Here is a 23,217-nt window from a genome sequence, read left to right as displayed (position 1 = left end):
GACAAGATAGGGGTTAAAATTAACAGGGTTAGCGGAGGATTGTAATAATATGAATCGAAAGAAAATAGTGGCATTGGCTGCAGGCCTACTCTTAGCAGTGCAGACTGCCATCGTTCCTGGAGTTCAAGCAGCTCCAACTGGTGATATTGAAATTTTATTGGACGGACAGTCCCTGCAAAGTGACGCGTCACCGTATATTGTACAGGGAGCCAATGTTACGATGGTTCCTTTGCGAGTGATTAGTGAGGGATTGGGCGCTCAGGTCAACTGGTCGGAATCGTCCGGTACGGTAACGATTACAGCACAGAACAAAAATATATCTATGGAGAACGGTGCACAAAGCGCTACGGTGAATGGCAAGTCAGTTCGACTGGATGCATCTGCCCGTATGACAAGCGGGAGAGTCATGGTGCCTCTGCGTTTTGTTGGGGAAGAGTTGGGATTAAAAGTGGATTGGCAAGCTTCAGAGCGAGTCATTACGTTAAGCAGTGGTAAGGAAGGTGTCTCTACTGGCGGGAACACTTCTGCGGGAAGCAGCGGCTCTATATCAGATACGTCTGCATCTGGCAATCAGGACAGTGGAAGTACAGATCAGGGAGCCATCGATGATGAGCACGCGGTTGTCACTTCACCGTCAACGTCTACTAGTGAGGACGGTTCAAGTTCTTCACAGGCAAATGTGGTTCAGGTAAAGGCTTCAACTTCCATGCGTGGAGCATGGATTTCTACCATTAACGGAGATTGGCCTTCTTCCGCTGCCCGAAGCAGCTCAGAGAAGCAAAAGCAGGAGTTTACTAAAATGCTCGATGATTTGCAGGGGATGGGCATCAATGCGGTATTTGTTCAGGTTCGTGCCAGCGGTGATGCGCTCTATCCATCGAGTCTTGTACCATGGAGCAAGTATTTGACCAACACCCAAGGTAAAAATCCAGGCTACGATCCCTTGAAATTTATGATTAGCGAATCGCATAAGCGAGGGATGGAATTCCATGCCTGGTTTAATCCGTTCCGTGCGAATTCTACAGGAACAACCAGCGGTTTGGCTGCAAACCATGTGGCTAATCAACATCCGGACTGGATTGTTAAGAATGGTAGCCAATTGTACATCAATCCAGGAATTCCGGCTGCACGTCAGCATGTCATTGCGGCGATTATGGAGGTCGTGAACGGATATGATATTGACGGCGTCCATTTGGACGATTATTTTTATCCTTACAGCGGGACTTTTGATGATGATGCGACCTTCAAAGCATATAATGCCAACAAAATCTCTAACAAGGGCGACTGGCGGAGAGATAATGTGAACAGTTTTGTTCGCGATTTGGGCAAAAGCATTCATGCCAGCAAGTCTAAAGTTCAATTCGGAATTAGTCCTTTTGGGGTATGGCGTAACAAATCTCAGGACTTAACGGGTTCAGACACGAAGGCAGGCGTTACAGCGTATGATACGACGTTTGCGGATGTAAGAACCTGGATTAACAAAGAATGGATTGATTATGTAGCTCCACAAATTTACTGGAGTATCGGTTTCCCAGCGGCGGGATATGACAAGCTTGTCGCATGGTGGTCCAATGAGGTCAAAAACTCAGATGTTAAGCTGTATATCGGTCATTCTCCTTATAAGATCGGCACCCCTGAAAAGGGCTGGCAAACGGCTCAAGAGCTAATTAAGCAGCTTGAACTGAACGAAGATTATAAACAGGTCAAAGGGGATATTTACTTTAGTGCACAGCATTTGCGTAAAAATCCATACGGACTCATTCAGCTTCTTCAAAATTATTATCAAATGTGATAAAATTTGGATCATATAGGTTCTATTTGGGCCTCCGTTCTCATACATAAGCAGTAGAACTGCTTACTCCCAAGAGAACGGAGGTTTTTTGATCTATGCTGATCAATGCTGTGTTCCAGGGTGGAGGGGTTAAGGGAATTTCGCTGGCGGGTGCAGTTAAGGCTGCGGAGGAGCATGGAATTGTATTCAATCGTTTGGCAGGTACATCATCAGGTGCTATTGTAGCTGCTTTATTGGCTGCGGGATACTCTGCGGATGAAATGAAAGCCGTAATTGAGAAAACCCCCTTGGTCAAGTTGTTACGACGTTCTCCAGTGTTCAATATTAAGTGGGTTGGACCAGCAGCTCGTATCTTTCTTAAAAAAGGGCTCTACTCAGGGGAGGCACTGGAGCACTGGGTACGTGAGCTGTTACGAGCTAAGGGAGTGCGTACGTTCGCGGATTTACCTCCTGGCAAACTGCGCATTATTGCATCAGATATCACGAATGGACGCATTCTGGTGCTTCCTGAGGATATCAAACGTTTTGGTATCAATCCCTCTTCACTGGAGGTAGCTAAAGCCATTCGGATGAGCACAAGTATCCCTTATTTTTTTGATCCCGTTATGTTAAGGCTTGATTCTGCACTTGCCAAGGGAAAGACTTTTTCTCAGCAATTTGTATTTGTAGTTGATGGGGCTTTACTAAGCAATTTGCCGTTGTGGCTTTTTGATGAGCCTGTAAATGAACGTGAGGCCAAAACGATTCCAACGGTAGGGTTTCAAATGGTGGGCAAAACGGGGACGGAGACCAAAGTTTCTTATATACGGGGTCCATTGACCATGCTGCAGGCTATTTTTGATACCATGCTATCAGCGCACGATGAACGATATATTGAGCAGGAGAATCGGTATCGGACGATTAAAATTCCAACATTGGGTATCCGCACTGCACAATTTAACATTTCTACAGAGCAAAGTGATTTGTTGTATGCTTCTGGTGTGCAGGCAGGGGATGCTTTTTTCCACAAATGGAGCATCACTTCTTACCAGCAGCAGTATAGCAAGTACCAATTGATGAAGGATACCATGTACGCTATGAAATAAACACTAACTGGCAGTTAAAGTTAATTTAAAAGGGTGTAAAAAAGGAGCCTCTTCCCGGTCATATTTGAATACGCGGGTGATGGCTCCTTTGTGCTACATTTTAAAGGATGATTATCATTAATGATATTTAGGTTGTTCTTCTTCATTTTTGCCCTTGGAACCTTCAATCACATGAAAAGGATACGCTTTGCGCTTGCCTGTAGTCTGCTGCTTACGTGCGTTGGCTGTTTTGGCCATGGTGCGCACAGAGGGTTTGATTTTGGGAGTACGATTGCGTTGCCCTGGCAGGTATTTGTATAGCAGAAATATAACTGCAAAAACAAGGACGGGAATTAGTAAACTCATGAGAAAGCCCCAGCTTCCTCTCCATAGCATATCCACAATCCCATATGCACCCAAAGCAAGGGTAAGCCAGAAAATAACGGCATGTCTGTTCATTATTCACTCATCCTTTCACAGGATCAAGGACCGGACTGTTGAAGGTCTCCTTTACAGGTACGTTTTCCAACTCAGCATCCAATTCAAGCATACGCTTAAATGAGGCAATGGATACCTCCACTTGATCATCAGTCGGTTCTTTGGTGGTAAGTAGTTGCAGCCACAGACCGGGGTAACCTAAATAACGGAGTACCGGAATTTCACGAAGAGCATTGGTTAGCTTGAGAAATTCAAAAGAAAGCCCCAGTACGATCGGAAGCAGTAGAAGCCGTTGCCCCATGCGCTCCCACAGATTATCGTAGGTAAATAGGGAATAGACAAGTACTCCGATGATCACAGTCAGCATAATAAAGCTACTACCGCAGCGGTAATGCAGACGGCTGTATTTTTGTACATTGGCCGGAGTTAGTTCTTCCCCAGCTTCGAATGCTGTAATTACTTTATGCTCTGCGCCGTGATATTGAAACAGTCGCTTAATTAACGGAGTTTGGGAAATACCCCACAAATAGGCCAGTAGCAGAATCAGCTTAATAGCTCCTTCTGCGAGGTTATGCAAAATTTGGCTGTGAAACAAGCTGCCGAACAGGAAATTCTCTACAATAACCGGAACGAGAGTCAATACAATTTTGCCAAACAGGAATGACAAAATACCGACCGCCGCCACACCGATCATCATGCTCAGACTCCAGCGAGATTCTTCTTTTTTCTTTTGCTCAGCGCGTTCTTCCGGATCTACTTCATCATCAGCATACGCATCGGCTGAATAGTTCAAATGCTTGGTACCCTTGGCGCTGGAGTCGATGATGCTTACAATCCCCCGCAATAAAGGAATTCTGCGGAATTTGGATACCCAGGATTGCTCCTTGCGTGGTACTTCCAAATATGTGATTTCGCCAGTTTTGCGGCGAACTGCCGTGACATTGACACGCTTGCCGCCGAACATGACACCTTCAATGACTGCCTGACCGCCGTAGCTCACAGGCTTGGATGCTTGTGACAACCGTCTCACCTCTCTTAATACATGCTTTTTTGTATATTGTATCGAATTTGGAAGGGAATATCTAGTTAGATGAAACTGAGTGTAATAATTAGGCCACTCCAAGCTAAGATTCTGCTTTTAACGGAGAAGGTAGAAATTCTTATCGTGGAGAAAGCTCATGCCACAGGCTTATAAAAAAAAGCATTTATGGAGCTCAGACTGCTCACATAAATGCTACTCATTATAAAACCGAATGAATATTCGGAGACAACTTATTGTGTAATTGCCCCGACAACCTGGTCAACCAGCCCTTTTGAAGAGAGAGGGCCGCCAAATGTCCATGTCGTACCGCTCAGTGAATAGGTACGTTTTTCTTTAACGAAATTCAGACCATTCCAGACCGAATTATTTTTCATGGGTGCGCCGAAAACATTATCGTCCGGCTGAACAATATAGATAAAATTGCTGTCCTGAACGGCAGACAGAGCTTCAATGCCTACGGTTGAAAAGCCATACTGTTCAACTTTGCTCGGTTTCCAATCGTTAATCATGCCGATCTTCGCCAGTGTTGCCACGACGACTGAATTATCTGAAAACATACGAAGGCTGGCCGCATTTTGCGAAGTGAAAGCCTGTGTCAGTATATAATGATAATCCGACTTGCCAGCAGCGGCGAGCTTTTCTTTGGCTTCAGCATAATGCTGATCCAGTTCGGCAAGCACCTGCTTAGCTTTGTCTTCTTTTCCAAGAGCAACTGCGATGCTATTAAAAATTTCTACCATTTTATCATGATCGTAGCCGTTACCATCGTTCAGATTATATTCGATCGTCGGAGCGATGGCCTTGAGTTGCTCATAGATAGCTTCATTCCCATCAACATTGGAAATGATCAGATCCGGCTTCAATGCAGCAATCGCTTCCAGATTCGGCTCGTTACGCGTGCCGACATCGACCACGCTACTATCGAGAGCCGCCTCCGGTGTCACGTACACCTTGTAGTTGGCATTGTCTGCATTACCAACCGGCTGAACGCCCAGCGCAATTAAATCCTCTGTAAATGTCCATTCCAGCACTACGACACGCTGTGCGGGCTTGTTGAGCGTGACCTCACCACGATTATGCTTTACCGTCACAGGACCGGTCGCTGTGTCAGTCGGTTTGCTACCCGACGTGGCTGCCTGATCTTTATCCGATGCTTTGTCGGCTGCTCCGCAACCTGCCAGAGTGAGCGTAAAAACCATTAACAATAAAATCCCGATTAATCCCTTTTTCATAGAAGCGTTCTCCCGTATATATGTTTTTAGAAAATGATAATGATTATCATTTTCATCATTATATTATGAAAGAGTATTGAAATTTTGTCAATGTAAGAAACGGGTCCGTACCCTCAATTGGAAAGCTGCCATTATTCAGCATTCCTGTTCATTGTTAAACTATTCCCCCTTGGAGCATACTACCTAGCAAAATGGAATGCAGAATCCGATGGACGTACATGCATTTCCGATTGCAATTGTCTTTACGATGGGAAAAAGTTTGCATATTGAAAGGGGATTAAACAACATGAGTGAAACCTACTCTATACCCAAGATAGGACATGAACAGGAGCAGTCTCGCGGATCTCAGGATCAACGTAATCATAACGACAGTGGTAGAGGCAGGCAGCAGTCAGGCAAAATACATACGCCTCTCATTCCTTTTGCACTTGAGTTGGGTTTTTTTGCGGGTTTGCTCTGGGGATTGCTGCGCTGGCTGTTTTATAAGTTGCACTTTACGGTAGTAGCGCCTGGCTTTCTCGCAGAGCCTTTTTTCAAGCATTCGTTTATGAACACCATGGCGGGACATCTGGTAGGGCTACTTTTTTTTATTGGATTATCCGTCGTAGCTTCACTGGTGTACACTCTGTTGCTGCGCAGATTTAAGGGTCCTATACCCGGAATTGTGTATGGTCTGATTTGGTGGGTTGTTTTATTTGTATTAACAGGTCCTAAGCTAGGGATGATGAATGCTCCTGATCGGTTAACATGGAATTCCTTATATACGGAAATTTGTGTGTTTATACTGTGGGGACTATTTATCGGATATACCGTTGCTGTCGAGTATACGGATGAAAGAAAGCGCGAGCCTGAGAAAGCTAAGGGCTGAACGTAACAAAAACTTCTCAAGCGCCTATCCCCTGTGTTAAAATAGCATTTGGTTATTTGACAGAGGGGAGCGGAATGAAAGATGAAGAATGACCGGGTGTTAAAGCTGCGGCAGGCGCTGGGCGAGCATAATCTGCGGGCTATGCTGATTACTAGCCCTGTCAATCGTCGATATTTGACAGGCTTCACAGGTTCGGCGGGTTATGTGCTGATTACGGAATCCCATAGCTATTTGCTGACTGACTTTCGCTATATGACGCAAGCGACCGAACAAGCCGAAGGCTTCACGGTGGTGCAGCACGCTGCACAGGTCATGGAAACGGTGAAAGAATTGCTGTCTTCCCATCAGATCAGCGAAACAGGCTTCGAGCAAGACGCTGTAACTGTTGCGACGCATAAAGCTTATAGCGAAGATTTGTCACCTATTTCACTGGTTCCGGTGTCGGGCATTGTGGAGAAGCTACGGGTGTACAAGGATGCAGAAGAGCTGGAAGTGATGCAGCGGGCAGCGGATTTGGCAGATGCTACATTTGCACACATTTTACCTTACATCAAGCCGGGTGTCAGCGAGCGTGAGCTGGATCTGGAAATGGAATTCTTCATGCGCAAGCAGGGAGCTACATCCTCTTCATTTGACACCATTGTGGCTTCCGGGGTTCGTTCGGCATTGCCTCATGGCGTAGCCAGTGCTAAGTTAGTACAAGCAGGCGAGCTGATTACGTTTGATTTTGGTGCGTTGCTGGATGGCTACTGCTCCGATTTGACACGTACAGTGGCTACACAAGGGGATTTGGCGCCCCAGTTGCGTGAGATCTACGATATTGTGCTTAAGGCGCAGCTTCACGCACTCGAACATATTAAGCCGGGCATGACAGGCCGTGAAGCGGATGCACTGACCCGGGATATTATTGCGAGCCATGGCTATGGAGACAATTTCGGGCACAGTACAGGTCATGGTCTGGGTCTTGAAGTACATGAATCTACACGCCTGTCTAAGGCAAGCGATGATATTCTGGAGCCGGGCATGGTTGTAACGGTCGAGCCAGGTATTTATGTGCCTGGATTGGGCGGTGTACGGATCGAGGATGATATCGTTATTACAGATAGCGGCATCAAGGTATTAACACATTCGAGCAAAGAATTTACAGTCGTTTAATAACGATAACAGTCCTGTAGGAGGGGTATTTTTGTGATTAACGTTAATGATTTTAAAACAGGATTGACCGTCGAGGTAGACGGAGATATTTTTACGGTGCTGGATTTCCAACACGTAAAACCGGGTAAAGGTGCGGCATTCGTGCGCTCCAAGCTTAAAAACCTGCGTAACGGCAACACTGTTGAACGTACATTCCGTGCGGGTGAAACGATCGGCCGTGCGCAAATTGAAAACCGTGGTGTGTCTTACCTCTATGCGAGCGCAGACGAGCATACATTCATGGACAACGAAACCTACGATCAATTCACACTTTCCAGCGATCAACTGAAATGGGAACTTAACTTCCTGCAAGAAAACATGAATGTAAACATCATTAGCTATAATGGTGAAATTCTCGGGATTAACCTGCCTAACAGCGTAGAGCTGAAGGTTATTGACACTGAGCCGGGTATTAAAGGTAACACCGCTACAGGTGCTACTAAAAATGCAAAAGTTGAAACAGGACTGAATGTTCAGGTTCCATTGTTTATCAACCAGGACGATGTATTGCTGATTGATACACGCGATGGTAAATACATTTCCCGCGCATAAATTTTGCAGCTTTTAGATATCCTCTGTCCTTGTTAAGGGCAGGGGATATTTTTATAAACACTAATATTAAAAAACATTGGCTCCACATAGCACTTTCGTATTATACTGTACTAAAGTTATGCCGCAGGATGTCACGTTCAAGTCGTTTGGTGCCATCTCAAGGTTACATACTGTTGAGTCTGAGGGAGTGAATATCGTTGTCTTTGTATGTCATGAAATTCGGAGGCAGTTCCGTCGGTGACACGGAGCGCATGAAACGCGTGGCAAAACGCGTTGTTGAGAAACAGAGTGAAGGGCATCAATGTGTAGTGGTCGTTTCCGCAATGGGAGACACGACAGACGAACTGATTGACCAGGCCAAATTGTTGAATGAGCAGTTGCCTGCACGTGAGTTGGATATGTTGATGACTACAGGTGAGCAAATTTCAATCGCATTGTTGTCGATGGCTATTCAGCAGTTGGGTCATGAAGCGGTATCGTTTACGGGATGGCAGGCTGGTTTCCGTACTGAATCTGACTTTGGTCGAGCACGGATTACGGATATTCAACCTCAGCGTGTGCTGGATGCACTGAGCAGCAACAAGATCGTTGTTGTAGCTGGTTTCCAGGGGATGTCTGCAGAGGGAGACATTACGACGCTGGGACGTGGTGGATCTGATACGACGGCGGTTGCGCTGGCGGCGGCGATTCAAGCGGATGCCTGTGAAATTTACACGGATGTGGACGGCATATATTCAACAGATCCACGGATCGTGAAGGTTGCTCGTAAGCTAAAAGAAATTTCTTATGATGAAATGCTGGAATTAGCTAATCTGGGTGCCGCTGTATTGCATCCTCGTGCGGTAGAATATGCCAAACATAACCGGGTACCGCTGATTGTGCGGTCCAGTTTTAACCATAATGAAGGAACGGTCGTAAAGGAGGATGCAGTAATGGAACAAGGCGTTGTAGTCAGTGGGATTGCATATGATAAAAATGTAGCAAGAATCAGTATTTTGGGCGTCGCCGATATCCCCGGTGTACTGGCGAAAGTATTTGGAACACTGGCGGCAGCCAAAATTGATGTAGACATTATTGTACAGAGCGGGGTTGAAGCTGGTAAAGCGGATTTCTCCTTTACAGTAGCTCTGACGGATCGTGAAGCAGCACTGAAGACGCTGGAAGGTATTCGTGGAGAGCTTCCGTACCGTGAAGTAACGTCTGAGGAAAACCTGGTGAAAGTATCCATTGTAGGTGCAGGAATGGTTAGCCATCCGGGTGTTGCTGCGCAAATGTTTGCCGTACTGGCAGAGCAAGGCGTTAGCATTAAAATGGTAAGCACATCTGAGATCAAAGTATCGTGTGTAATTGAAGCGGGTAAACTTCATGAGGTTATTCAGGCGCTGCATACAGCTTATAACCTGGACACCGAGGAGCAAGCGTTTGTGGGTGGACCGCAGGACCGTCGTTAATAACTGCAACGTGATCTAGACACTGAATAGTCTAATGTGAACGATGCTTATGACAGGTAAAGGTTGATACAGGCTCTCTATTTATAGTTTGATAAATCATAGAATACAGCAGTAGGTTAAGAGGTTGTTCCATCAGTGAGAGTTAGACTGAGGGGCAGCCTCTTTTTTTGCTGAATCTATCTTTTCTACCCAAGGGTATCCCTTAGCCGACAAGGCTTTGAGAGGCCCTTTTTTTATTTGTGCGAATTAGAGAATGGTGCTTAAACAAGCGGGAGAAAGGTCTGTTGAGTGTTGATAGGAGTTAGCAAAAGTTTGCCTAGGTTTTCAATATATTTTCGGCATAAAAAGCGAGAGTCAACCATAGACTTGTCTTAAAGAAAAAGGACAACCGTGAGGGGGCGACATCGGTATGGAATGGCTGGAATTATTTCCCGAACCGTTGCACGGTATACTCGGAAGGCTTCCAGAAACGGTATTTAAGCAACTGGAAGAAATCCGGGTCAGGGAAGGAAGGCCGTTGGAAATTAATGCAAATGGTGATCATCATTTTGTAACGTCTGCTGGTCGGCTGACTTTGAACCATGTGGAAGCCTATAAGCCTGACCGTGAGGATGCCCACCGACTGCTGGATTTTATCAGCAATCATTCCCTGTATACCATGGAAGAGGAGCTTCGTAAAGGGTTTATTACGATCCCTGGCGGTCATCGTATTGGCTTGGCAGGGAGAACCGTGCTCAACCGAGGACGAGTGGAGCATTTGAGGGATATAAGCAGCTTTAATGTAAGAATTGCTCGTGCAATTCCCGGCATAGCTGATCGGATATTGCCTTATGTAGCAGATCGAATGTCCGGGAAAATCCGGCACACCCTCATTTTGTCCCCTCCTCAGCATGGCAAAACGACACTGCTTAGGGACTTGGCTCGGCAACTCAGTTACGGAGGGATGGAAAGCAATGGGGGGCGACGGAATGGACTCAAGGTAGGCATTATAGACGAACGCTCTGAGATCGCTGGTAGTCACAAAGGTATCCCCGGTTTTGATGTCGGACCTCGCACCGATGTATTGGACGGATGTCCGAAAGCAGAAGGCATGATGATGATGATCCGCTCGATGTCACCGGATGTCCTCATTGTTGATGAAATCGGACGACTGGAAGATGCGGAGGCGGTGCGCGAAGCGCTTCATGCAGGCATTGCAGTCATTGCTTCCGCACATGGCCGCGATGTGGCTGAAATGGCGACCCGGTCTGCTTTTGCTGGATTAACTACAGGACAAGAGCTGTTTCAACTCTACGTCATGCTGGAGCGGACGAGCCGGGGCGTCTCATTCCGGCTGGCAGATGCCAAGCAGCGCAGGCTTACACTGCCTGGAGAAGGGCAGAATGGGGGCATCTCCTATGCTTAAGCTGCTGGGTGCAGCCTTGGTTATACTGGCCGCTACGCTGGCAGGCTGGCAACGGGCAAGGCAGTTTGCGATGAGGCCGCGGCAAATCAGGGAGTTGATTCTTGCGCTGCAAAGATTGACCACCGAGGTTTCCTACGGGGTGTCTCCGCTACCAGATGCTTTCGCCAAGACAGGAGAGCCCTTGCGAGAGCCGCTGCGCACTCTGTTTCAGCAAGCCTCACGCTGGATGCACCCCTCTTTTGGCCTGACTGCCAGAGAAAGCTTGCATAAAGCCATTGAAGACTCGTGGAGCCGTTCCTCTATGAAGCAAGCCGAGAAGGAAGCGATGCGGCAGCTTGCCTACAGTCTTGGAACCAGCGACCGTGAAGACCAGATCAAGCACATTGCGCTGACCATCCAGCAGTTATCCCATGAGGAAGCGCAGGCGCAGGCAGATCAGGTGAGGTACGAGCGTATGAGCAGGAGCCTGGGACTGCTGATCGGAGCATTGATCGTCATTTTGATCTATTAGCGGGGTGCTCGAATGAATTTAGAAGTGAACGCAATTTTCCAGATTGCCGGAATTGGCATTATTATCGCTATGATTCATACCGTATTAAAGCAAATGGGCAAAGAAGACATGGCCCACTGGGTAACGGTCATTGGTTTCGTCGTGGTCCTGTTCATGGTGGTGCGAATGCTGGATAACCTTCTGCAAGAGATCAAATCTATCTTTCTTTTTCAGTAGGTGGACACATGGAAATCATTCAGGTGGTGGGCTTCGCCCTCATTGCCACAGTCCTCATTTTAGTCATTAAGGAACAGAAGCCGATGTTTGCCTTTTTGATTGCAACAGCTGCGGGAATCGTCATTTTTTTGCTGCTGATTGGGAAGATCGGATCTGTGGTTGCTGTACTGGAGCGACTGGCCCGGTCTTCAGGCATGGATATGATCTATTTTAAAACCGTATTGAAAATAATCGGTATCGCTTATATTGCTGAATTTGGAGCTCAAATCGTTCGGGATGCAGGACAAGACGGGATTGCTTCCAAAATTGAGCTTACCGGAAAGGTACTCATTATGGTGCTCGCAATCCCGATTATCAGCATTATTATTGATACCATTCTGAAGCTGATGCCCGCCTGAGGGGGTGATGCCATGAAAAGGCTAGGGGGCATGCCAAATCTCAAAGTAATTGCAATGTTGCTGCTATGTCTCTGGTGTGCCTCAGCTGCGGTCCTCTTTGCAGATACACCGACAAACGAATGGATCAGACAGCAAGCAGAGCAAATGCCCAAAGATGAAGTAGAACATTATTGGGACGGGCTTATGCAGCAATACGGCGGATTTTTCCCTGATCAGAAAACGCCTTCCTTCATGGACATGCTGCTTCCAGGCGGCGAAGGGTTCAGCATAAAGGGTGTATTAAGCGCTATAGCTGATTTTTTCATCCATGAAATCCGTGTAAATGCCAAGTTGCTCGTCACCATCGTCATGCTCAGCATTATGAGTATGGTGCTGGAAACGCTGCAAAGCGCTTTTGAAAGCAAACAGGTCAGCAAAGTGGCCTATGCTATCGTATACATGGTCATTATCATTCTGGCGATTAATAGCTTTAGTGTAGCGATTGGTTATGCCAAAGAAGCGATTGATAGCATGATTCACTTCATGATGGCAATGTTGCCTTTGTTGTTTACCATGTTAGCCTCGATGGGCAACGTCGTAACAGTTTCGGTGACCCACCCGCTGATTGTATTTATGATCAACACAGTCGGAACAGTCATTCATACGCTGGTTTTCCCGCTGCTGTTCTTCTCGGCTGTGCTGTACTTGGTCAACTCGCTGACGGGCAAATACAAGCTGACCCAGCTAGCCGATCTGTTGCGGAACGCTGGAGTAGCAGTGCTGGGAGTGCTGCTGACCATATTTCTGGGAGTCATTTCGGTACAAGGCTTGACATCGTCGGTTACTGACGGATTAACGATCCGCACAGCCAAATATATTACAGGTAGCTTTGTTCCGGTGGTCGGGAAGGCGTTGGCAGATGCGACAGATACAGTCATTTCGGCTTCGCTGCTCGTTAAAAATGCCATTGGTCTGGTAGGAGTCATTATTATTTTGTTCCTATGCGCATTTCCTGCTCTCAAGATTCTGACACTGGCTCTCATTTATAAAGTGACAGCAGCGATCATGCAGCCTTTGGGTGATACGCCTATCGTGGAATGTCTCGATGCGATCGGCAAGAGCATGATTTATGTTTTCGCGGCACTGGCGGCAGTGGGGTTAATGTCCTTCCTTGCGATTACAATCATGCTCGCAGCAGGAAATATGACGGTCATGATGAGGTGAACCAATGCACGTAAACCAACAAGGGGGGAGGGGAGTGACGTGACCTGGCTGGGAGGTTGGCTTAAGGAACTGGTGCTAATCGTGTTGCTGGCTTCTTTTGTCGATATGATCTTACCGAGCCGATCTATGGAAAGGTATGTCAAACTCGTTCTCAGCCTGCTTATTCTGCTGACGTTGCTGTCTCCGGTCGTGCGCTTACTGAGCAGCAGCCCCTCCGAGGTTTTAGGGCGAGCATTGGAACTTCAACGTCAGGCTGAGACAGGCAAGAGGGAACCGACATTGGAGGAGATTTTGGCAAAAGGCAGCCAGTTAAAGCAACAGCAAGAACAAAGCTCCATGCAATGGGCTGGCAAAGAGGTAGCTAAGGAAATGAAAGGACAATTGGAACAGTATACTGGGTTAGCAATTCAGTCGGTCCAAGTTACCCTTGCAAAGATTCAACAGAAGGAATCGGGGCTGGAGGCAGGAACGGGTGTCCAGTCGGTAGTAGTCAAATTGGCGGAGCAGCAGCCAGAAAAAGAAAAGAAAAACACAGACGTCTCGCCTGGTGCAGATGCCAAGCCGATTATGGTGGAGCCTGTGGCCGAAAAGACAGTGAATATTCGTGTGGAGCCGACACATACAAAAACTTCAGATTTTAATGAAGGAACACGAGAAGATGATCGTAATCCTGATAAAACTGCTGAGGACGGAAAGCCAACGGATACGAAAGCTTTTGACTTAATTACAGGCCTTCTACGTGAAAAATGGGGGATAGACAGCAAAAATGTTCAGGTGGTTTCTTCGCAGGATGGAACACATGAATGGTAACAGGAGGTGAGCAGAAATGAGTAAATGGCTGAAAAAGCTGGAGCAATGGCTGGGTGGAGGGGCGGATGGGGCGAAAAGATTCAACTCATTTCGTTGGCTGCTTATACTTGGCCTTATCGGTGTAGCGATCATGCTTTTTAATTCATTCGTTAATGTGAAAAAGGTCGATCCAGAAAACGTAGGGCGTGAGCCGCCTGGCGTGATGAAAAATGAGCCTACGTTAGAGACAACAACAGGTGAAGAAAGTTCCTTTGCCGGGATCGAGAAGGTTTTTGAGGACAATATGAAACAGATGCTGGAGCAGATTGTTGGCGTAGGAACCGTCGATGTCATGGTTACGGTAGATTCCACCGAAGAAGTTATCGTTCAACGCAATGTAAAAGATATGCAGGAAGAGAACAACGAGACGGACGCCAATGGTGGACAACGGCACACTACTCAATATACACGTGATGGCGAGATTGTCACCTATGAGTCATCAGGTGGTCAGCACACCCCGATTGTGACAAAAAAAGTAAAACCGCAGGTGAGGGGAGTGCTTGTTGTGGCTATGGGGGCAGAAAACCCTACAGTGAAGCAGCTAATTGTCGATGCTGTACAGAAGGGACTAAATGTACCTTCCTACAAAATTTCAGTCGTACCGCGCAAGCAGGGATAATTTGGAATTTAGAGACAAAGAAGTTTATATTTTAAACCATTAATGAATATGGAGGACGGAACATGAATAATAAAAGACAAACCGTTTGGCTGGTGTCCATGCTGAGTTTAATGGTCGTGCTGTCTGCGTATTATTTGTTTACGGAGGACTCGAGCCCTGCAAATCCACCAGTAGCCGATAGTGAGCAAGTGAGCAAGGTTAAGCAGGATGCCGCACAGGAAGCAACGACGAAGGCAGAGGAACAATTGAACGAACTGAAGGTAAATGAAGTAGTGACGAATGGCGAAGTAACTGATGGAGCATCAGCAACTTCCACAAAATCGGATACGGCTTCCACAACTGACCCAGCAACAGAAAACTCAAAAAGCGATAAAGATACGGCAGCTGCCCCTACTACTGAACCGGCGACATCCGATAAAAACACAACTGCGACTAAGACGGACGCGACAGCACAAAGTGAGGACAAAGCAGCCTCTACAGCCAAAACCGATCAGCAGGTACTGGATAAAGTGGCAACCGATCAAGCTGCCCAACCTACAGCAGCAGCTGTGATTGACAACTATTTGCTGGAACGGGATGTGGAAAATCAGAAGAAAAATGATGAACTGACTACCGCAATGAACGACAGCACACCAAAGAAAGCTGCGGAGGCTCAAAAGGAATTACATGTACTTGAAGATAAGCAGGCTAAAATTACTGGAATTGAAGAAGAGCTTCAGCAGCAGTTTGCCAATGCGGTCGTCCGTGAGGAAGATGCTGATAAATACAAAGTAGTGGTTCTGAGTGAAAAATTGGATGCTAAGCAAGCGGTAACAATTGTCGATAAAGTCATGAAGGAACTGAATGTAACGCAGGATAAGATCAGTGTCCAGTATGTTACACAATAAGACAAAAAACGCGAAAAAGCCCGGATTTCTGCATTATTCCGGGCTCTTTCTATTTTTAATGATTGTGATATAATACATAAAGCTGTTTCAACAATGTTATCAGCAACCGGCAAAATGCTGAAGGAGTGATTAATAGAGATGTTTAAATTAAGCGAGATTAAGGAATTGATCAAGCTGGTGGATGAAACGTCTGTGCATGAGCTTGAAATTGAAAATGAAGGAACTCGCCTGTTGATCCGGAAACCGGGCAAAAGCGAGATCGTTACGGTACAGGCTCCTGTGGCACCACCTGCTTATGCATTGGCACCACAAGCTGTTATTCCAAATCCACAAGTACAGTCCGATGTTGGACTTGCAACTGCTGGGGATTCGAGGGAATATGCAAGCAATCTACATAAAATCGTATCTCCGATGGTAGGCACTTTCTATAGTTCTTCATCTCCGGATACGGCTCCGTATGTGAGTATCGGCAGCAAAGTGGGCGAAAAAACAACGGTATGTATCATTGAAGCGATGAAGCTGATGAACGAGCTGGAAGCTGAAGTGAAGGGCGAAATTGTGGAAATTTTGGCCGAAAACGGACAGTTGGTCGAGTATGGCCAGCCATTGTTCCTTGTGAAACCGGAGTAAAAAGCTTGTTTGAACCCTCTTTTGAGGGTTCGGCAAGACTGCTCCCAGGGAGGATAAAGTCATGACATTTCAAAAAGTATTGATTGCGAATCGTGGAGAAATTGCGGTTCGTATCATTCGCGCTTGCCGCGAAATGAATATTTCGACAGTTGCCGTATATTCGGAAGCTGACAAGGATTCGTTACATGTGCGTCTCGCAGATGAGGCTTACTGTATCGGACCGACGCTATCTAAGGACAGCTATCTTAATTTTACGAATCTGATGAGCGTTGCTACATTGACTGAATGTGATGCCATTCATCCAGGTTACGGATTTTTGGCGGAAAACGCAGACTTCGCTGAAATTTGCGAATCGTGTAATATTACGTTTATTGGTCCTTCTCCTGAAGCCATTAACAAAATGGGAGATAAGGCCGTAGCCAAGCAGACCATGAAGGATGCCGGAGTTCCGGTTATTCCGGGTTCAGACGGGCTGGTTGAGGATTTGCAGGATGCGATCAGCATCGCACGTGATATCGGATATCCGGTAATTATCAAGGCCACAGCAGGTGGCGGAGGTAAAGGTATTCGTATCGCCGAAGATGAGGATAACCTCATTCAGCAAATCACTACTGCTCAGCAGGAGGCGCAAAAAGCATTTGGCAATGCGGGTGTGTACCTGGAAAAATATTTGACCGGTATGAAACATGTGGAAATACAGATCATAGCGGACAAGCATGGTAATGTTGCCCATTTGGGCGAACGGGACTGCTCTGTTCAGCGTCGTCGTCAGAAGTTATTGGAGGAAGCACCATGTCCTGTACTATCGCAGGATGTTCGTGAAGAAATGGGTCAGGCAGCTGTTCGTGCAGCTTTGGCCGTTCAATACTCTGGTGCAGGTACTCTCGAATTTTTGCTTGGCCCGGACAATAATTTCTATTTCATGGAAATGAATACACGTATTCAGGTAGAACATCCAGTAACAGAAATGATTACTGGTGTAGACCTGATTAAGGAAATGATTTCTGTCGCTGAAGGACATCCGCTTTCCTTTACGCAGGAAGAAGTCACCATCAATGGCTGGGCGATAGAGTGCCGTATTAACGCTGAGGATCCGGATCGTAATTTTATGCCTGCACCGGGTAAAATCGGATTTTATCTGCCTCCAGGCGGTCCTGGAGTACGGGTAGACAGCGCAGCATATCCAGGTTATAGCATTCCTCCTTATTATGACTCTATGATCGCCAAGCTGATTGTGTGGGCACCTACACGGCAAGATGCAATTGCCAAAATGAAGCGGGCTTTGTCTGAGTTTGCTATTGAGGGCATACCCACAACGATTTCTTTTCATCAGCGCTTGCTAGAGCATCCGACCTTTATTAAAGGCGATTTTGATATTAAATTTTTGGAGGAAAACGAAGTTTAATCGGTATATTTCCTCAGTTTGTCATAATGAACGCCAAATGATATAGTATGGATAATAAGTGAGCATGTCTGCTTTGAAATCCAAAGCTGGAATGAAACTTATTTTGACCGAAAGGTGTTGAAGGTATGAGCACAGTGCCAACCGAATTCGAACGTACAGAAATTGGGGAGATTCAAATTGCCCCAGAAGTTATTGAAGTCATTGCCGGACTGGCTACCGTTGAGGTACCGGGCGTTGCGGGAATGAGTGGCGGATTTGCTGGTGGGTTTGCCGAATTGCTAGGCCGCAAAAATTTATCTAAAGGTGTAAAAGTGGAAGTCGGACAGCGTGAAGCTGCTGTAGACGTCTCCGTCATTATTGAGTACGGTAACCGTCTGCCTGAGGTGGCTGCTGCTATTCAGCATAATGTTAAGCGTTCGATTGAGAACATGACAGGTCTTAACGTTGTTGAAGTGAACGTGCAAATTCATGATGTTCAATTCAAAAATGCCGAAAAAGTAGAAGAGCCGGAAGTGCTGGGCGCCGGACGGGTTAAATAGAGCGATACTTTGTACAAACCCCCGACCCTTATGGGTCGAGGGTTTACTCTAATTTAAGGAGGCTGTGCGTTTCGTGGCTAAAGTTATGGACAGACTTCTGCTGTTCTTGTACAGCTTAAGTATCGGAATTATTTCCATTCTCGCCATCCTCCTCCTGAGCGGGGCCATTCCGTATGTTTTAAGTATTGAGGATGAGCGAGTGGTGTGGTTTACCAGCCTGATTATTGCAGGGGTTCTGTTGTTATTGAGTCTTCGTTTTTTTTATATCTCTATTCGACGGAACCAAACCGTACAGCATTCTATTGATCAACGAACGGAATACGGTGACATTCAGATTTCAGTGGACACCATTGAAAATCTGTGCCTCAAAGCAGCTTCCCGATTTCGCGGGATGCAGGATTTGAAAGCACGCGTTCGCGTGTTGGAATCGGGACTTGATATTACGATTCGGGCGGTTGTAGACGGGGAAAGCTCCATTCCGGTGTTAACCTCCGAGGTACAAAAGGGGGTACACGATCATGTGGAAGAAATCACAGGAATTCCTGTGTCCAATGTGTCGGTGTACATCGCTAATGTTTCTCAGTCACCCAGCTTTAAGAGTCGTGTGGAATAGAGGTGATTTTCCCTGATGCCCTGGAAAGAAATATGGGGAAGTTACAAGGGCCGGATCATGGGGATCACGGCTGGTATTTTTTTCGGTTTTATTTATTTGTGGGCAGGCTTTTGGAATATGTTGTTCTTTGCATTGATGGTGTTCATCGGATATACGCTAGGAAGACGTAGCGATTCAGCGCTTGGATCATTCCTCCCTTGGAAGGAATGGGGCGATTGGTTGTCGCAGCGTTGGCGTCCTTTTAAATGAACCCTGTGATACGTGTTCTCCAAAATAGAGCTGTAGCTTCTTTGCGCCCAACGTTTTGGAGGATGCGTTCACAGGTTTTTTTGTGGAAATTGGTTAGAATGAAAAATAGATATAGGCAAGCGTAGGAGGCAGGGCATGAAAAGACGTCTGGCGAGGGAATTAGCGGTACAGAGTATGTACCATATGGAAATGAATGAAGTGGATGCGGCAGCAGCCGTAGACATGTTGCTTCAGGAAGCCGCTGAGGAAAACGAAGCGGAAGTTGTCGTTAAAAACGCGGCAGTGTTAAGAGCGTATGTTTTGGAGCATGTGCGGGGTACGTGGGAGCACAAGGAAGCCATTGATGGGCTGTTGGTGGATTATCTTAAAGGCTGGCAGATCAGCAGACTTTCACGTGTAGATCGTCAAATTTTGAGACTTGCGGCATATGAGATGATTTTCCGTGAGGATGTTCCAGCCAAGGTAGCTGTTAATGAAGCGATTGAATTGTCGAAGCACTTTGGTACCGAGGAATCCGGTAAATTTGTTAATGGTGTACTGGGACGAGTGATTCAAGAACTGGAGCAATTGAAAGCACGTTTTTAAGTAGAGACTACTGAATCAGGTTGGAGAGTGGTTAAACATGTCAGCACCGATCATTGATGGTAAACAAATCTCTCAGGATATTCGCGCAAGCATTCAGCAAGAGGTCATTCGTCTGAAAGAGCACAGCTTTCAACCCGGACTGGCTGTTGTATTGGTAGGCGAAGATCCCGCTTCGCAAGTGTATGTTAAAAACAAGGAAAAGGCATGCCATGATCTCGGCTATTACTCAGAGGTTCACCGGTTGGCAGCAGATACTTCGCAGGAAGCATTGCTGGAACTGGTGGACAAGCTGAACCATCAAAGTACTATCCATGGAATTTTGGTTCAACTGCCGTTGCCAAAGCATATTCATGAAAAAGCTGTCATTGACGCGATTGCAGTGGAGAAGGATGTGGATGGATTTCATCCGGTGAACGTAGGAAATTTGGTCATCGGTGACGATAGTCTATTGCCTTGTACTCCTGCTGGAGTCATTGAGTTAATCAAGCGTGCTGGAGTGGAGATAGCTGGTAAACATGCGGTAGTTATTGGTCGCAGTAATATCGTAGGCAAGCCAGTGTCTTTATTGTTGCAGCGTGAAAATGCTACGGTTACGATGTGCCACTCCCGTACAGCGAATATCGCGGATCTAAGTCGACAAGCGGATATCTTAGTCGTTGCGATCGGCAAAGCCAACTTTATTGATGCTTCGTTCGTGAAGCCCGGAGCGGTAGTGATAGATGTGGGGATGAACCGTCTGGAGAACGGAAAGTTGGCGGGGGACGTTGATTTTGAGAGTGTGAAGCAAGTGTCTGGTCCGATTACGCCTGTTCCCGGCGGAGTAGGCCCGATGACAATTACGATGCTGATGCAAAATACGCTTGTAGCGGCCAAGCGGTCGCACAGTTTGGCATAAGGGCAGCTGCCTGTGGCTGAACAACGTATTTACTCTATAAAGGACCTGAATCGTTATATCCGGATGAAACTGGAATCGGATCAGGTGCTGTCTGATGTATGGATACGCGGGGAAATTTCTAATTTTACGCATCATTCGAGTGGTCACATGTACTTTACGCTCAAGGATGAGGGGAGCCGCATTCGTTCGATTATGTTTGCAACCCATAATCAGCGGCTCCCTTTCGTACCGAAAGAAGGTACGCGTGTTATTGCCCGGGGAAACGTATCCGTGTACGAACGAGATGGACAATATCAGTTTTATGCAACTCAAATGCAGCCTGACGGCATAGGAAGTCTTTATCTGGCTTACGAACAGCTCAAGCAAAAGCTGGATGCAGAGGGACTGTTTGATACTGCTCGTAAGCGTAATCTCCCTGCCCATCCGGCAACCATAGGCGTGATTACGTCACCGACCGGAGCGGCTGTGCGTGATATTATTACGACACTTCAACGGCGATACCCGCAGGCTGGAATTGTGTTGTATCCTGTGCTCGTACAAGGAAAAGGTGCCGCACCCTCGATCGTCAAGGCAATTGAAGCTATGAATCGTATGCAAGAGGTTCAGGTGATGATCGTCGGACGGGGAGGTGGCTCGTTGGAAGAACTGTGGGCGTTTAATGAGGAAGCGGTTGCGCGCGCCATTTACGCATCGGTCATTCCGGTTATTTCGGCAGTTGGACACGAAACGGATTTTACTATTGCCGATTTTGTGGCTGACTTGCGTGCGGCAACGCCAACCGCAGCAGCCGAGTTGGCTGTGCCTAATCAGGCAGAGCTACGGGATCAGCTACTCCAGCGTGAGCAACGGTTGCGCAACGCCCTCCGGCAGCGGCTGGAAACCAGCCGTGAACGCTTGGCGAGGTTTCAGCGTTCACCAGTCCTGCTGCATCCACGCCGCTATATGCTACAGCATGCAGAGCGAATGGACATGCTGCATCAGCGGCTGATTCGCGCAGCGGGTAACCGTTCGCGTTTGAACGCAGAAAAGAACGCACGTATGCGTCAGGTACTAGAGCGGTTTAATCCGCGTGAACAAATTCGTTCGGCACGCAAGCAGACGGATATGGCGCAACGTCAGCTGGAGTCTGCGATGCGTGCTATTACGAAAACGGGACGGCAGCAGTTGCACACGGGAATTCGTCAGCTGGATGCGCTGAGCCCACTCAAAGTAATGGCCCGAGGCTATAGCTTGGTATACGATGAGCAGGAGAAACGGCTGATTAAGTCGCTCAAAGACGTACAGCCGGGAGATTCCATCAAGATTAAAGTAAGTGATGGGCAGTTGGACTGCCAAGTATGGGGAATGAAGGAGGACGCGAAGCACGGTGGCGAATGAAACGGAATTGAATTTTGAAGCGGCTATGGCCGCTCTTGAAGAAATTGTCGGACAACTGGAGCATGGAGACGTTCCTCTGGAGCAAGCCATTGATTTGTTCCAGCGGGGGATGAAGCTGTCTCAGCTTTGCAGTCAGAAGCTGGAGCAGGTTGAACGTAAAATTGAAATGATCGTGGAAGAGGATGGAGATTTGCGCAAGAAGCCTTTTGGCGGTGGATTGGATGAAAACGGCGGTGAAGGGCTTGAATAGACCGTCGTTCAAGGACTATTTGACCGGGACGACGGATGTAGTTTCATCCGCACTGATCGAGCAGTTCCCGGCCGATTGGAACATTCCCGCTGTTCTTCGAGAATCCATGAATTACTCACTCACCGCAGGCGGAAAACGGCTGCGGCCTCTGCTTGTGATCGCTGCTGCTGAAGCATTCGGTGGAAGTAGGGAAGCTGCGCTGCCAGTGGCATGTGCGGTAGAAATGGTACATACGTACTCCCTCATTCATGACGACTTGCCAGCCATGGATGATGATGATTATCGGCGAGGTAAGCTGACGAATCATAAGGTATACGGCGAGGCGGTTGCTGTCCTTGCGGGTGATGCTTTGTTGACCCATGCCTTTTACAGCATTGTGCAAGCAGGACGGCGTCACGGTGTTTCATCCGATGCGCTATTGTCCATTGTTGAGGATTTGTCCGAAATGAGTGGCGCGCGGGGCATGGTAGGCGGACAGGTCGCCGATATGTCAGGCGAGCAAGGAATGACGGGGATCGAGGAACTGGAATATATCCATCTTCATAAAACTGCTGATTTGATTATTTTCTCGCTCTTGGCAGGTGGACGGATTGGTGGGGCGGACAAGAGTCAATTAGAGGCGCTTCGCCGCTTTGGACGAGACTTGGGGCTGGCTTTTCAGATACAGGACGATATACTTGACCTCATAGGCGATGAGAGCAAAATGGGTAAGAAAACGCAAAGTGATGTTGAACAGGAGAAGGTTACCTATCCGTATTTCATTGGTATGGACGCATCTTTGCAGCAGGTGGAGGAACTCACCGCATCTGCTAAAAAAGTGATAACAGAGAGCGGTATTCCCGATTCTTCTCGTTTGCTGGAGATAGCCGATTACCTGATGAAGCGTGATCATTAGTTGCGTTAGAGCTGTTTTGACTTGTCTGCGTTTAAGCACAGTCAAAAAGTGTGATATA

The 23,217-nt window shown here is 47.1% G+C and carries 27 protein-coding genes; 24 read left to right on the top strand and 3 right to left on the bottom strand.

The window, feature by feature from the left end:
* Positions 1-49 precede the first annotated feature (49 nt).
* Positions 50-1,792, top strand: coding sequence for a family 10 glycosylhydrolase (locus KAI36_RS16005; RefSeq protein WP_220025393.1), 1,743 nt, complete (start codon positions 50-52; stop codon positions 1,790-1,792).
* Positions 1,793-1,887: 95 nt separating this feature from the next.
* Positions 1,888-2,877 carry a patatin-like phospholipase family protein gene (locus KAI36_RS16000; protein ID WP_023989266.1) on the top strand — a complete coding sequence of 330 codons (990 nt, stop codon included), beginning with the start codon at positions 1,888-1,890 and terminating at the stop codon, positions 2,875-2,877.
* Between the two features lie 117 nt (positions 2,878-2,994).
* On the opposite strand, the gene KAI36_RS15995 is transcribed toward KAI36_RS16000, so the two are convergent.
* The 3 genes from KAI36_RS15995 to KAI36_RS15985 form a co-directional block, all read right to left on the bottom strand.
* A complete protein-coding gene (locus KAI36_RS15995; protein ID WP_023989265.1) occupies positions 2,995-3,315 on the bottom strand; it encodes a hypothetical protein in 321 nt (106 codons plus the stop codon).
* A 7-nt stretch (positions 3,316-3,322) separates the two neighbouring features.
* Complete coding sequence (locus KAI36_RS15990) at positions 3,323-4,315, bottom strand: DUF1385 domain-containing protein (protein ID WP_071641501.1); 993 nt, start codon at positions 4,313-4,315, stop codon at positions 3,323-3,325.
* Between the two features lie 251 nt (positions 4,316-4,566).
* Positions 4,567-5,568, bottom strand: a complete 1,002-nt coding sequence (locus KAI36_RS15985; protein ID WP_220025392.1) for an ABC transporter substrate-binding protein — start codon at positions 5,566-5,568, stop codon at positions 4,567-4,569.
* Between the two features lie 286 nt (positions 5,569-5,854).
* Between KAI36_RS15985 and KAI36_RS15980 the strand changes: the two genes are divergently transcribed.
* The 22 genes from KAI36_RS15980 to KAI36_RS15875 all read left to right on the top strand — a co-directional run bounded on the left by KAI36_RS15980 (position 5,855) and on the right by KAI36_RS15875 (position 23,159).
* Entirely contained in the window at positions 5,855-6,436 is a 582-nt protein-coding gene (locus tag KAI36_RS15980; protein WP_220025391.1) for a YqhR family membrane protein, read from the top strand.
* Between the two features lie 81 nt (positions 6,437-6,517).
* The gene (locus tag KAI36_RS15975) at positions 6,518-7,591 is read left to right on the top strand and encodes a M24 family metallopeptidase (protein ID WP_061829060.1); all 1,074 of its coding nucleotides are present in this window, start codon (positions 6,518-6,520) and stop codon (positions 7,589-7,591) included.
* A gap of 33 nt (positions 7,592-7,624) precedes the next feature.
* Complete coding sequence (efp, locus tag KAI36_RS15970) at positions 7,625-8,182, top strand: elongation factor P (protein WP_023989259.1); 558 nt, start codon at positions 7,625-7,627, stop codon at positions 8,180-8,182.
* Between the two features lie 197 nt (positions 8,183-8,379).
* On the top strand, positions 8,380-9,633 hold the full coding sequence (locus tag KAI36_RS15965) for an aspartate kinase (RefSeq protein WP_028540593.1): 1,254 nt from the start codon (positions 8,380-8,382) through the stop codon (positions 9,631-9,633).
* A 409-nt stretch (positions 9,634-10,042) separates the two neighbouring features.
* Positions 10,043-11,038: a stage III sporulation protein AA gene (gene spoIIIAA, locus KAI36_RS15960; RefSeq protein WP_220025390.1), complete on the top strand. Its 996-nt coding sequence runs from the start codon at positions 10,043-10,045 to the stop codon at positions 11,036-11,038.
* Complete coding sequence (gene spoIIIAB, locus KAI36_RS15955) at positions 11,031-11,549, top strand: stage III sporulation protein SpoIIIAB (RefSeq protein WP_029517252.1); 519 nt, start codon at positions 11,031-11,033, stop codon at positions 11,547-11,549. Before spoIIIAA ends, spoIIIAB begins: the two co-directional genes overlap by 8 nt.
* Before the next feature lie 12 nt (positions 11,550-11,561).
* Positions 11,562-11,765, top strand: coding sequence for a stage III sporulation protein AC (gene spoIIIAC / locus KAI36_RS15950; RefSeq protein ID WP_010345636.1), 204 nt, complete (start codon positions 11,562-11,564; stop codon positions 11,763-11,765).
* An 8-nt stretch (positions 11,766-11,773) separates the two neighbouring features.
* Entirely contained in the window at positions 11,774-12,163 is a 390-nt protein-coding gene (spoIIIAD, locus tag KAI36_RS15945; RefSeq protein ID WP_013310826.1) for a stage III sporulation protein AD, read from the top strand.
* Positions 12,164-12,175: 12 nt separating this feature from the next.
* Entirely contained in the window at positions 12,176-13,366 is a 1,191-nt protein-coding gene (gene spoIIIAE / locus KAI36_RS15940) for a stage III sporulation protein AE (RefSeq protein WP_023989255.1), read from the top strand.
* A gap of 39 nt (positions 13,367-13,405) precedes the next feature.
* A complete protein-coding gene (gene spoIIIAF / locus KAI36_RS15935; RefSeq protein ID WP_220025389.1) occupies positions 13,406-14,176 on the top strand; it encodes a stage III sporulation protein AF in 771 nt (256 codons plus the stop codon).
* Positions 14,177-14,192: 16 nt separating this feature from the next.
* Entirely contained in the window at positions 14,193-14,834 is a 642-nt protein-coding gene (gene spoIIIAG / locus KAI36_RS15930; protein ID WP_029517255.1) for a stage III sporulation protein AG, read from the top strand.
* 62 nt (positions 14,835-14,896) lie between these two features.
* Positions 14,897-15,721 carry a SpoIIIAH-like family protein gene (locus tag KAI36_RS15925; protein WP_220025388.1) on the top strand — a complete coding sequence of 275 codons (825 nt, stop codon included), beginning with the start codon at positions 14,897-14,899 and terminating at the stop codon, positions 15,719-15,721.
* 138 nt (positions 15,722-15,859) lie between these two features.
* Positions 15,860-16,351 carry an acetyl-CoA carboxylase biotin carboxyl carrier protein gene (accB, locus tag KAI36_RS15920; protein WP_025722274.1) on the top strand — a complete coding sequence of 164 codons (492 nt, stop codon included), beginning with the start codon at positions 15,860-15,862 and terminating at the stop codon, positions 16,349-16,351.
* A gap of 61 nt (positions 16,352-16,412) precedes the next feature.
* On the top strand, positions 16,413-17,756 hold the full coding sequence (gene accC, locus KAI36_RS15915; RefSeq protein WP_023989250.1) for an acetyl-CoA carboxylase biotin carboxylase subunit: 1,344 nt from the start codon (positions 16,413-16,415) through the stop codon (positions 17,754-17,756).
* A 125-nt stretch (positions 17,757-17,881) separates the two neighbouring features.
* Positions 17,882-18,295 carry an Asp23/Gls24 family envelope stress response protein gene (locus tag KAI36_RS15910; protein WP_013310820.1) on the top strand — a complete coding sequence of 138 codons (414 nt, stop codon included), beginning with the start codon at positions 17,882-17,884 and terminating at the stop codon, positions 18,293-18,295.
* Between the two features lie 73 nt (positions 18,296-18,368).
* Positions 18,369-18,908 (top strand): alkaline shock response membrane anchor protein AmaP, encoded by a 540-nt coding sequence (gene amaP, locus KAI36_RS15905; protein ID WP_013310819.1) that lies wholly within the window; start codon positions 18,369-18,371, stop codon positions 18,906-18,908.
* A 15-nt stretch (positions 18,909-18,923) separates the two neighbouring features.
* On the top strand, positions 18,924-19,157 hold the full coding sequence (locus tag KAI36_RS15900; protein WP_023989248.1) for a DUF2273 domain-containing protein: 234 nt from the start codon (positions 18,924-18,926) through the stop codon (positions 19,155-19,157).
* Between the two features lie 135 nt (positions 19,158-19,292).
* Positions 19,293-19,742 (top strand): transcription antitermination factor NusB, encoded by a 450-nt coding sequence (gene nusB / locus KAI36_RS15895; RefSeq protein WP_013310817.1) that lies wholly within the window; start codon positions 19,293-19,295, stop codon positions 19,740-19,742.
* A gap of 37 nt (positions 19,743-19,779) precedes the next feature.
* Entirely contained in the window at positions 19,780-20,637 is an 858-nt protein-coding gene (gene folD / locus KAI36_RS15890) for a bifunctional methylenetetrahydrofolate dehydrogenase/methenyltetrahydrofolate cyclohydrolase FolD (RefSeq protein WP_220025387.1), read from the top strand.
* Positions 20,638-20,700: 63 nt separating this feature from the next.
* Complete coding sequence (xseA, locus tag KAI36_RS15885) at positions 20,701-22,014, top strand: exodeoxyribonuclease VII large subunit (protein ID WP_258382180.1); 1,314 nt, start codon at positions 20,701-20,703, stop codon at positions 22,012-22,014.
* A complete protein-coding gene (gene xseB, locus KAI36_RS15880; RefSeq protein ID WP_013310814.1) occupies positions 22,004-22,264 on the top strand; it encodes an exodeoxyribonuclease VII small subunit in 261 nt (86 codons plus the stop codon). The genes xseA and xseB overlap by 11 nt, the downstream gene beginning before the upstream one ends.
* On the top strand, positions 22,236-23,159 hold the full coding sequence (locus KAI36_RS15875) for a polyprenyl synthetase family protein (RefSeq protein WP_220028144.1): 924 nt from the start codon (positions 22,236-22,238) through the stop codon (positions 23,157-23,159). Before xseB ends, KAI36_RS15875 begins: the two co-directional genes overlap by 29 nt.
* The last annotated feature ends 58 nt before the right edge of the window (positions 23,160-23,217 follow it).

Origin of the sequence: Paenibacillus sp. S02 (genome assembly GCF_019454065.1) — a bacterium.
Classification (GTDB): domain Bacteria; phylum Bacillota; class Bacilli; order Paenibacillales; family Paenibacillaceae; genus Paenibacillus; species Paenibacillus polymyxa_B.
Note: the sequence above shows the minus strand (reverse complement) of the source record. Positions and strands in the feature narration are given on the sequence as shown.